At 74.0% G+C, this 9860-nt stretch carries 10 protein-coding genes; 8 read left to right on the plus strand and 2 right to left on the minus strand.

Annotated elements, in window-relative coordinates:
• The first annotated feature begins 36 nt into the window (after window positions 1-36).
• From purB to ACI79I_RS23275, 8 genes are all read left to right on the plus strand, one after another.
• Window positions 37-1344, plus strand: coding sequence for an adenylosuccinate lyase (gene purB / locus ACI79I_RS23240; protein WP_456994742.1), 1308 nt, complete (start codon window positions 37-39; stop codon window positions 1342-1344).
• Window positions 1341-2204 (plus strand): phosphoribosylaminoimidazolesuccinocarboxamide synthase, encoded by an 864-nt coding sequence (locus ACI79I_RS23245; RefSeq protein WP_456994744.1) that lies wholly within the window; start codon window positions 1341-1343, stop codon window positions 2202-2204. The genes purB and ACI79I_RS23245 overlap by 4 nt, the downstream gene beginning before the upstream one ends.
• On the plus strand, window positions 2204-2962 hold the full coding sequence (locus ACI79I_RS23250; protein ID WP_456994746.1) for an alpha/beta fold hydrolase: 759 nt from the start codon (window positions 2204-2206) through the stop codon (window positions 2960-2962). The genes ACI79I_RS23245 and ACI79I_RS23250 overlap by 1 nt, the downstream gene beginning before the upstream one ends.
• 129 nt (window positions 2963-3091) lie before the next feature.
• Window positions 3092-3973 carry a DUF559 domain-containing protein gene (locus ACI79I_RS23255; RefSeq protein WP_456994748.1) on the plus strand — a complete coding sequence of 294 codons (882 nt, stop codon included), beginning with the start codon at window positions 3092-3094 and terminating at the stop codon, window positions 3971-3973.
• 205 nt (window positions 3974-4178) lie between these two features.
• Window positions 4179-4418: a phosphoribosylformylglycinamidine synthase subunit PurS gene (purS, locus tag ACI79I_RS23260; protein ID WP_456948418.1), complete on the plus strand. Its 240-nt coding sequence runs from the start codon at window positions 4179-4181 to the stop codon at window positions 4416-4418.
• A 14-nt stretch (window positions 4419-4432) separates the two neighbouring features.
• Window positions 4433-5104: a phosphoribosylformylglycinamidine synthase subunit PurQ gene (purQ, locus tag ACI79I_RS23265; protein ID WP_456994750.1), complete on the plus strand. Its 672-nt coding sequence runs from the start codon at window positions 4433-4435 to the stop codon at window positions 5102-5104.
• Complete coding sequence (gene purL / locus ACI79I_RS23270) at window positions 5101-7446, plus strand: phosphoribosylformylglycinamidine synthase subunit PurL (protein WP_456994752.1); 2346 nt, start codon at window positions 5101-5103, stop codon at window positions 7444-7446. The genes purQ and purL overlap by 4 nt, the downstream gene beginning before the upstream one ends.
• On the plus strand, window positions 7446-7832 hold the full coding sequence (locus ACI79I_RS23275; protein ID WP_456994754.1) for a sterol carrier family protein: 387 nt from the start codon (window positions 7446-7448) through the stop codon (window positions 7830-7832). Before purL ends, ACI79I_RS23275 begins: the two co-directional genes overlap by 1 nt.
• A 92-nt stretch (window positions 7833-7924) precedes the next feature.
• Here ACI79I_RS23275 and ACI79I_RS23280 read toward each other — a convergent pair whose 3' ends face one another.
• Both ACI79I_RS23280 and ACI79I_RS23285 read right to left on the minus strand, forming a co-directional pair.
• Window positions 7925-8080, minus strand: coding sequence for an MFS transporter small subunit (locus ACI79I_RS23280; RefSeq protein ID WP_456994756.1), 156 nt, complete (start codon window positions 8078-8080; stop codon window positions 7925-7927).
• A complete protein-coding gene (locus tag ACI79I_RS23285) occupies window positions 8077-9489 on the minus strand; it encodes an L-lactate MFS transporter (RefSeq protein WP_456994758.1) in 1413 nt (470 codons plus the stop codon). The genes ACI79I_RS23280 and ACI79I_RS23285 overlap by 4 nt, the downstream gene beginning before the upstream one ends.
• Window positions 9490-9860: the final 371 nt, after the last annotated feature.

The following is a 9860-nucleotide window of genomic DNA, read 5'->3' on the forward strand; positions in this document are numbered from 1 at the left end:
GGTGCGACGAGCTGACCGGGTGCGGGCGGTACCCGCATGATCGAGCGGTACACCCTCCCCGAGATGGGGCGGGTCTGGAGCGACCAGCACAAGTACGAGCTGTGGTGCCGGGTCGAGACCCTGGTGCTCGAGGCGCACGCCGCGGCCGGGCGGGTGCCCGCGGACGTGGTGGAGCCGGTGCGCAACGCCCCGCCGCCGACGCCCGAGCGGGTCGCCGAGATCGAGGAGACGACGCAGCACGACGTCATCGCCTTCCTCACCGCGTGGGCCGACAACACCACGCCCCGGTCGGCCGCGGCCTACGTGCACCACGGCATGACGTCGTCGGACCTGCTCGACACCGCGCTCGCCGTCCAGCTGACCGAGGCCACCGACCTGCTGCTGGCCCGTCTCGACCGGCTGGTGGCGGTCCTGCGCGACCACGCGCTGGCCCACCGGCACACCATCAAGGTCGGCCGCACCCACGGGGTGCACGCCGAGCCCGACGTCTGGGGCCACCGGGTCGCCGACATCGCCTTCGCCGCCGCCCGCTCCCGTGACCGGCTGCGGGCCGCCCGCGAGCGGGTCGGGGTGGTGGCGATCTCCGGCGCCGTCGGCACCTACTCCCTGATCGACCCGTCGGTCGAGGTCGCCGTGGCCGACGCCCTCGGGCTGCAGCCGGCCGACGCGTCGACCCAGGTGGTGCTGCGCGACTCGGTCAGCGAGTGGGTCGCCGCCCTGGCGATCATCGCGACGGTCTGCGAGACGGTCGCGCTCGAGGTGCGGCACGGGCAGCGCACCGAGGTGCGCGAGCTCTCGGAGGCCTTCGGCTCCGGCCAGAAGGGCTCGAGCGCGATGCCGCACAAGAAGAACCCGATCCGCTCCGAGCGCATCGCCGGGCTGGCCCGCGTGGTGCGCGCCGCCGTCGTCCCGGTGATGGAGGGCATCCCGCTGTGGCACGAGCGGGACATCTCGCACTCCTCCACCGAGCGGGTGTTCCTCCCCGACGCCGCCATCACCACCGACTACCTGCTGCACCTGACCACCGGCCTGGTGGAGAACCTCGTCGTGGACGCCGACCGGATGCGCGCCAACCTGGAGTCCACCGGCGGGCTGATCTACACGTCGTCCGTGCTGCTCGAGGTGGTCGAGGGCGGCCTGTCGCGCGAGGACGCCTACGCGCTGGTGCAGTCCGCGGCGATGGAGACGTGGAACACCCGGACGCCGTTCCGGGAGACGCTGCGGGCGCGGGCGAAGGCCGCCGGGGTGACCCTGGACGAGGAGCGGCTCGACGAGATCTGCCGGCCGGAGCGGTACGTGACGAACCTGGACCCGCTGTTCGAGCGCGTGGCTGCCCTGACGTGACCGTCGACCTGCCCCTGGTCGCCCGCGGCAAGGTGCGGGAGGTCTACGACGCCGGCGACGATCGGCTGCTGCTGGTCGCCTCCGACCGGATCTCGGCCTACGACCACGTGCTGCCCACGCCGATCCCCGACAAGGGGCGGGTGCTGACGGCGCTGTCGGTCTGGTGGTTCGAGCAGCTGGCCCCGGTGCTGGAGTCCTTCGGCGCCGCGCACCACCTGCTCTCGGCCACGGACGTGCCGGCTGCCGTCGCGGGGAGGGCGATGCTGGTGCGCCGGCTGTCGATGCTGCCGGTCGAGTGCGTGGCCCGCGGGTACCTGTCGGGGTCGGGCACCGCCGAGTACCGGCGCACCGGGTCCATCCGTGACGTCGCCCTGCCGGCGGGCCTCGTGGAGGGCTCACGGCTGCCCGAGCCGGTGTTCACGCCCTCCACCAAGGCCGAGCTCGGGGAGCACGACGAGGCGATCGACTTCGCCGCGGTGGAGGCGGCCGTGGGAGCCGAGCGCGCCGCCGAGCTGCGGGAGCTGACGCTCGCCCTGTACCGGCGCGGCGCGGAGCTGGCGCAGCAGGCCGGGATCGTCCTCGCCGACACCAAGTTCGAGTTCGGCCTGGACCGCAGCGGGCGGCTGACCCTCGGCGACGAGGTGCTCACCCCGGACTCGTCGCGGTTCTGGCCGGCGATCACCTGGTCACCGGGCGCGGCGCAGCCGTCGTTCGACAAGCAGTACGTGCGCGACTGGCTGACGTCCTCCGGCTGGGACCGCGTCTCCCCGCCGCCGGAGCTGCCCGCCGACGTGGTGGCCGCGACCCGCGAGCGCTACGTGACCGCCTACGAGAAGCTCACCGGCACTCCCTTCTCCTGATGCGGACACACTCGGGCATCGCGTACCGCTCCGGCGGTTCCGGGGACGACCTGCTCGTCCTGCTCCACGGCCTCGGCGCCACGGGCGCGGTGTGGGACCGGCTGCTCCCGCTGGTCGAGCGCGACTGGCGGGGCTCGTGGGCGGTGCCGGACCTGCGCGGCCACGGCCGGTCGGTCGCCGAGCCGCCGTACGGGTACGCCGTGCACGCCGCCGACGTGGCGGGGCTGGCCGTGGCCCTCGGCGCCGCGCGGGTGACCGTGCTCGGGCACTCCTTCGGCGGGGTGGTCGGGGCGGTCCTCGCCGGCGGCTGGTACGGCGTCGACGTCGAGCGGGTGGTCGCCGTCGGCGTCAAGATCGACTGGACCGACGAGGAGGTGGCCCGCGCCCGGTCGCTCGCCGTCCGCCCGCCCACGGTGCTGCCCACCGTGGCCGAGGCCGCCGAGCGGCACCTGCGGCTGGCCGGGCTCTCCGGGCTGGTCGCGCCCGACGATGCGGTCGCGCTGGCCGGCGTCCGGGAGACCGACGGCGGGTACACCCCCGCGCTGGACCTGCGGGCGTTCGGGGCGGTGGGCCCGTCGGTCGAGGAGGTGCTGTCGCGGGCGGTCGCGCCGCTGCGGCTGGCGGCGGGGTCGGCCGACCCGATGGTGGGGCTGGCCGCGATGCGGCGGGTGGACCCGGGCGCGGTGCTGGTCGAGGGCGCCGGCCACAACGCCCACTGGGAGGCCCCCGACGCCGTGTGGTCGCTGCTCGCGGGCTGATCCGGCCCGCTGCTCGCCGAGTCATGCGCACTCGTGGCGCTGCGGGCTCGATGGCCACGAGTTCGCATGACTCGGTGGAGCTGTGGACAGCGCCCGCGGCCACAGGACTGGTCGCGGCACGCTCCCGCGGTGCCTCCACCCCGTGTCCCGTCCAGGGTCCTCCGGCCGACCGACCGACGTCGCGCCCGTGCCGAGGGCGTCACCGACTGGCACCTGCGGCACCGGGAGGTCCTGCGCTCGTCCCGGGACACCTACCTGCCCCGTCCGGTCGCGGACGACGTGCGGGCACGGGTGGCCGCGGTCCTGCTCGGCGCGCCCGCATCGGCCGTGGTCAGCCACCTCACCGCCGCAGCGCTCTGGGGGCTGGAGGTGCCGCTCGTGCCGGACGACGGCCGGGTGCACCTCACCGTCCCGCCCGGAACCCGCATCCGGCACCGCGCCGACCGCCGGGTGCACACCGCGGCACTGCCGGGTCGGCAGCTCGCCCGCCGGGCCGGGGTGGACGTCACCTCGCCCGGGCGGACCTGGCTCGACCTGGCTGCCACGCTGCCCGCGGCCGCGCTGCTGGCGGTCAGCGACCAGATGCCGGCCCGCCACTACCCACGGGACGCGTTCGACCGCCTCCTCGAGGCCGGCCGCGGGGCTCGGGGAGTCCGCACCGCCCGGCGGGTGCTGCGGGTGGCGGACCGGCGGGCGGGGTCGCCGATGGAGTCGGTCCTGCGCTGGCTCATCCTCGAGGCGGGACTCCCGGCGCCCGACCTGCAGCACGTCGTCCGCGATGCGGCCGGCGCCTTTCTCGGGCGGGTCGACCTGGCCTGGCCGGACCGGCGCGTACTGGTGGAGTTCGACGGCGACGTGCACCGCGAGCGGCGGGTGTTCGTGAGCGACGTCCGGCGACAGAACGGGCTGGTCCTCGCCGGCTGGACGATCCTGCGCTTCACGTCGGCCGACGTGCTGGGGCGACCCGAGCAGGTGCTCGCGACCCTGCGGACGGCGCTCACGGGGCGCTGACCGGCGTCGAGTCATGCGAACTCGTGGCGATGCGGGCCCGATGGCCACGACTTCGCATGACTCGGCGGAGAGCTGAACCGGAGCAACAGCCGAGAGCCGAACCGGAGCAGCAGGGGGATCGACCTGGAGCAGCACGGCGCCGACCGAGACCAGCATCACGCGCACCCCGGCCGGTGGGCTGCGCCACCCCGGTACCCTCGTCCGCGTGCCCCAGGTGGTCGTCGACGTCGTCCTGAAGCCGGAGATCTCCGACCCCCAGGGTCAGGCGGTGCTGGGAGCGCTGGGCCGGCTCGGCCACGACAGCGTGACCAGCGTCCGCCAGGGCAAGCACTTCGTGCTCGAGGTCGAGGGCACCCCCGACCGCGCCGAGCTGCAGCAGATCGCCGAGACGCTGCTGGCCAACCCGGTCATCGAGGACGTCGAGCTCCACCTGTCGACCGACTGAGAGAGAACCTCCCCGTGCGCATCGGTGTCATCACCTTCCCGGGCTCCCTGGACGACGTCGACGCAGCGCGCGCAGTGCGGCTCGCCGGTGGCGAGCCGGTCGCGCTCTGGCACGCGTCGCACGACCTCGCGGACGTCGACGCCGTCGTCCTCCCCGGTGGGTTCTCCTACGGGGACTACCTGCGGGCCGGCGCCATCGCCGCGCGGGCGCCGCTGATGCAGGACGTCGTCGACCGTGCACGCACGGGCATGCCGGTCCTCGGCATCTGCAACGGCTTCCAGGTGCTCTGCGAGGCCGGCCTGCTCCCGGGCGCGCTGACCCGCAACAGCCACCTGCACTTCCGCAACCGCGACCAGGCGCTGCGCATCGAGCGCGTCGACACCGCGTGGACGGCGTCCTACGAGACCGGACAGCGGATCGTCGTCCCGGTGAAGAACGGCGAGGGCCGCTACGTCGCCGCGCCCGCCGACCTCGAGCGGATCGAGGGCGAGGGCCGGGTCGCCGTCCGGTACGTCGAGGGCAACCCGAACGGCAGCTCGAACGACATCGCCGGGGTCACCAGCGAGGACGGCCGGGTCGTGGGGCTCATGCCGCACCCCGAGCACGCGGTCGAGGACCTCACCGGGCCGTCCACCGACGGCCTTGGCTTCTTCACCTCCGTCCTGAAGGCGGTCGTGAGCGCATGAGCGAGTCGGCGACGCAGGGCCTCTCCGACCTGGACACCGGGCCCGGTCCGCTGCGGCACCAGCTCGACACCGTCGAGCTCGCGGCCCGGACGGCGGACGTCGAGCAGCCCTACCGCGAGCTCGGCCTCAAGGCCGACGAGTACGCCCGCATCACCGAGATCCTCGGCCGCCGGCCCACCACCGCCGAGCTGGCCATGTACTCGGTGATGTGGAGCGAGCACTGCTCCTACAAGTCCTCCAAGGTGCACCTGCGCCGCTTCGGCGACCTGCCCCGCAGCGAGGCGCTGCTGGTCGGCATCGGCGAGAACGCCGGTGTGGTGGACGTCGGCGACGGCTACGCGGTGACCTTCAAGGTCGAGTCGCACAACCACCCGAGCTACGTCGAGCCCTACCAGGGCGCGGCGACCGGGGTGGGCGGCATCGTCCGGGACATCCTGACCATGGGCGCGCGCCCGGTGGCGGTCATGGACTCGCTGCGGTTCGGCCGCGCCGACGCCCCCGACACCGCGCGCGTGCTGCCCGGGGTCGTCGCCGGCGTGGGCGGCTACGGCAACTGCCTCGGACTGCCCAACATCGGCGGCGAGCTGCTGTTCGACGACTGCTACGCCGGCAACCCGCTGGTCAACGCGCTGTGCGTCGGCGTCATGAGGCACGAGGACGTCCGGCTGGCCAAGGCCGAGGGTGTGGGCAACAAGGTCATCCTCTTCGGCGCCCGCACCGGTGGTGACGGCATCGGCGGCGTCAGCGTGCTGGCCAGCGAGACCTTCGACGAGGAGGGGCCGGCCAAGCGCCCGAGCGTGCAGGTGGGCGACCCGTTCACCGAGAAGCTGCTCATCGAGGCCTGCCTGGAGATCTTCGCCGCCGACCTCGTCACCGGCATCCAGGACCTCGGCGGCGCCGGCCTGTCCTGCGCGACGTCCGAGCTGGCCAGCGCCGGTACCGGCGGCATGCACATCGACCTCGACCGGGTGCCGCTGCGCGACAGCACGCTCACCCCGGCCGAGATCCTGATGAGCGAGTCGCAGGAGCGCATGTGCGCGATCGTCGAGCCGGAGAAGGTCGAGGACTTCCTCGCCGTCTGCCGCAAGTGGGACGTGCTGGCCACCGTCATCGGTGAGGTCACCGCCGGCGACCGGCTCACCGTCGACTGGCACGGCGAGCGCATCGTCGACGTCCCGCCGCGCACCGTGGCGCACGAGGGCCCGGTGTACGAGCGGCCGATGCGGCGCCCGGCCGACCTCGACCGCCTGCAGGCCGACGACCCGGCCGCGCTGCCCCGCCCGGAGACCGCCGACGAGCTCGTCGCCCACTGGCTGGCCGTCGTCGCGAGCCCCGACGGCGCCGAGAAGACCTGGGTCACCGAGCAGTACGACCGCTACGTGCGGGGCAACACCGTGCTCGCCCAGCCCGACGACGCCGGTGTGGTCCGCATCGACGAGCAGACGCACCGCGGCATCGCGCTGGCCCTCGACGGCAACGGCCGCTACGCCCGGCTGGACCCCTACACCGGCACGCAGCTCAACCTGGCCGAGGCCTACCGCAACGTCGCCGTCTCCGGCGCGCGGCCGCTGGCGGTCACCAACTGCCTCAACTTCGGCTCGCCCGAGGAGCCGGAGGTCATGTGGCAGTTCGCCGAGGCCGTCCGCGGTCTGGCCGACGCCTGCCGCGACCTCGGCCTGCCGGTCACCGGGGGCAACGTCAGCCTCTACAACCAGACCGGCGACGTCGCGATCAACCCGACCCCGGTCATCGGCGTCCTCGGGGTGCACGAGGACGTGCGGAAGCGGGTGCCCACCGGCTGGCGGACGGCGGGGGAGACGGTCCTCCTGCTCGGCGAGACCAAGCCGGAGTTCGGCGGCTCGGCGTGGGCGTCGGTCGTCCACGGCCACCTCGGCGGCCGCCCGCCGGCCGTGGACCTCGAGGCCGAGCGGTCGCTGGGCGAGTTGCTCGCCGCGCTCGGCCGGGAGGGCCTGGTCAGCTCCGCCCACGACCTGGCCGACGGCGGCCTGGCCCAGGCGCTCGCCGAGTCGGCCCTGCGGTACGGCGTCGGCGCCCGGCTGGCCCTGGCCGGTGACGCCTTCACCGCGCTGTTCAGCGAGTCCGGCGCCCGCGCGGTCGTGACCACGAGCGACCCCGAGGCAGTGCGGGCCACCGCCGAGTGGGCCGGCGTCGGCGTCACCGAGCTCGGGACGACCGGCGGCGACGCGCTCGCCGTGGACGGGGTGGCCGAGCTGCCGCTGGCCGAGCTGCGGGCCGCCTGGAGCGCGACGCTGCCGGCGCTGTTCGGCACCCCCGAGGCCACGGTGGGCCGCGCGCCGGCGGGGACCGTCCCGACCAGCTGATGGCCGCGCCCATCTCCGCCGAGGAGCTGCGGGCGGCGGTCGAGCCGGTGCTGGGCTGGCTGGCCGGGGAGGACGAGCCGCCCGGTCGCTCCGTCGTCGGTGCCGCGGTGAGGACCAGCGCCCGCTGGCTGGCCCAGCAGGTGCCCGGCCGGTCGGTGGAGCTGCGGGTGCCGCCGCACGTCGCCGTCCAGTGCGTCCCGGGGCCGCGGCACACCCGCGGCACGCCGCCCAACGTGGTGGAGACCGATGCCGCGACCTGGCTGCGGCTGGCCATCGGCCGGCTGGACTGGGCCACCGCCGTCGCCGAGGGCCGCGTCAGTGCCAGCGGCAACCGCGCCGACCTCTCCCCACACCTTCCGTTGCGGCCCGTCAGCCGCGGCACCTGAGGGCAGACCGCAGCGCCACGAGCCGTCCCGAGCACGACAGCGCCCCCCGTCCGGACCGCGGACGGGGGGCGCTGTCGTCGTGGAGGCGCGGCTCAGCCGGTGAACAGGGTGAGGGCGGTCTTGACCGTCTGGTAGAGCCCGTAGGCCAGCGGGACGCCGACCAGCGTCCAGGCGAAGGCGATCAGCCCCACGGGGGTGTGGGTCTGCGGCTGGCCGTCGGCGGACTGCTTCGGCAGCGGCGTGCTCATCGGGCGGTGCTCCGTTCGCGGGTCGGGGTGGTGGCGGCGTCCCGGTGCGGCTCGTGCCACTTGCTGGCCACCGGGCGCACCAGCAGGTTGGCGACGAACCCGACCGCGAGCAGCCCGACCATGATGAAGAGGGCCGGGCGGTAGTTGGACGCGACGAGCGAGCCGGGTTCGCCCTGGGTGTCGAGCACGCTGTTGACGATCAGCGGCCCGGCGACGCCGGCGGCCGACCACGCGGTGAGCAGCCGGCCGTGGATGGCACCCACCTGGTAGGTGCCGAACAGGTCGCGCAGGTAGGCCGGGACGGTGGCGAACCCGCCGCCGTAGAAGGAGATGATCACCGCGGCCAGCAGCACGAACAGCCAGGTGGCGCTGCTGCCGATGGTGGCCAGCAGCACGTACATGACCAGGCCGACGCCCAGGTAGACCATGTAGATCGGCTTGCGGCCGATGAAGTCCGAGGTCGAGGACCACACGAACCGGCCGGCCATGTTGAACAGCGACAGGACGCCGACGAAGCCGGCGGCGGCGGTCGCGGCGACGGTCGAGGTGTCCCCGCTGCGGAAGAAGTCCTGGATCATCGGGCTGGCCTGCTCGAGGATCCCGATCCCCGCGGTGACGTTGCAGAACAGCACGACCCACAGCAGCCAGAACTGCGGCGTCCTGATCGCGTTGTTGGCCGACACGCTCTCGGTGGTGACCAGCGCCTTCTGCTTGACCGTCGACGGGTCGAAGCCCGCGGGCTTCCAGCCCTCGGCGGGCACCCGCACGATGAAGGCGCCGAACATCATGAAGACCAGGTAGGCCGCGGCGAAGGTGAAGAACAGCGCCGCGACGGCGCCGCCGTTGGGCACCGAGCCGGCGGTGCCCGGGTCGTACCCGGGGTCGTACCAGCTCATCAGCTGCCGGGAGAGCGGCGAGGCGATCAGTGCACCGCCGCCGAAGCCCATGATCGCCATGCCGGTGGCCAGGCCGGGCCGGTCGGGGAACCACTTGATCAGGGTGGAGACCGGCGAGATGTAGCCGATGCCCAGGCCGATGCCCCCGATGACGCCGTAGCCCAGGTACAGCAGCCACAGCTGGCGGGTCTCGATGCCGAGGCCACCCACGAGGAAGCCGGTGACCCAGAAGCACGCCGACACGAACATCGCCGCGCGGGGCCCGTTGCGGTCCACCCACGTGCCGAAGAGCGCGGCGGAGAGGCCGAGCATGACGATCGCGATCGAGAAGACGATGCCGATCGCCGTCTGGGACGTGCCGAAGTCCTCGACCAGCGCGGTCTTGTAGACGCTGGTGGCGTAGGCCTGCCCGATGCACAGGTGGACCGCCAGCGCCGCCGGCGGGATCAGCCACCGGTTGAAGCCGGGGCGGGCCACGATGCGCTCGCGGGCCAGGAAGCTCGGTACTGCCACGGGCGGACCTCCGGTTCGTGGGTGCCGGGTCGCCCCCGGCGGACGGGTCAGTGCCCCAGGTCACGGACCAGCGGGAACGCTACGTCTCGGCGGGACGCACCGCGCGGTGAGCGTGACCGAATCGTTGCGAGTTCAAGGACCCCGGCCGGGGTGCTCCCGCATGCCGGGAGCGGACGTGGACCCGCCCGGGCTCCGTTCTAGGCTCCCCGCATGGCCTATGAGGTGAAGGGCGTCGTCGCCCGCAGCAAGGGTGCTCCGGTCACCGTCGAGACGATCATCGTGCCCGACCCCGGCCCGGGTGAGGCGGTCGTCGACATCCAGGCGTGCGGGGTCTGCCACACCGACCTGCACTACCGCGAGGGCGGGATCAA

This window comes from Geodermatophilus sp. SYSU D01105 (assembly GCF_054050095.1).